The sequence below is a fragment of the Vibrio sp. RE86 genome, assembly GCF_013114545.1.
In the GTDB taxonomy this organism is placed as follows: Bacteria; Pseudomonadota; Gammaproteobacteria; order Enterobacterales; family Vibrionaceae; genus Vibrio.
On the sequence record NZ_VTXI01000064.1, the window covers coordinates 1 to 919 of the forward strand.

1 pseudogene is annotated in these 919 nt (G+C 42.1%); it reads right to left on the reverse strand.

From position 1 onward, the window contains the following. Window positions 1-919, reverse strand: a pseudogene (locus tag F0231_RS20770) (IS3 family transposase); the annotation flags it as partial.

Below are 919 nucleotides of genomic sequence, written 5' to 3' on the forward strand. Positions count from 1 at the left end.
AGGCTAAGATGCGGCCTCATTTCGTTATACGTATATATCGACTCTTCAACAAGCTTTTTTAACTCGTTAAGATCTTTGCACTGAGTAAGTAAAAACTCTTGTTTAAGAATGCCATTGACCCGCTCAGCTAACGCGTTTTGGTAACAGTCATACCCATCTGTCATTGATGGAGTTATATCATGCCTTTTCAGCTTTTCTTGATAGAGACAAGAGCAATACTGAAGTCCTCTATCTGAGTGATGGATTGTCGCATGACGATAACACCGAGTTTTTACCGCCATATCTAAAGCCTTTACAACATCGCTTGCTTTCATTTCATTGCTGACTTCATACCCCATGATTTTTCGGCTAAAGGCGTCAGTAACCAATGACAAGTAGTGAACCCCTTCGTTGGACCGCACATAGGTAATATCGCTTACCAGAACCTCTTCTGGTTTTGAAGGAACGACTTCCTTTAGTAAGTTCGGGTGCTTTTTCATCCAGTGCATGCTGTTCGTTGTTTTGATGTAACTCCGCTTCGGCTTAACGAGTAAGCGCTCTTCCCTGAGATAATCAAACAAAGCATCACGCCCAAGCTTTATTCCCTTGGCTATCAGTTTCGGTTTCAGTAAGAAATAGAGCTTACGAGTTCCCAGACGAGGCATAAAGCGTCTTAGTTCAAGGACCATTTCTTTCACTGGAGCAAGCTCAACCTGACGAGTTGTCTCGCGTTTTTCTCTTTGATAGACAGATTGACGAGAGATATCGAGCAATGAGCAAGCTTTACTTAAGCTTACTTTCTTCTCTTTTTGAAGGCTTCTTGCTCCTTCTCTATATACTTTTTTCTTAGCGACATCCCATGCTCTGAGTCAAGAATATCGACCACTCTATTGAGAAGAAGACATCTCAGACGTTCATCTTCGAGCTCTTGTTCAAGTCG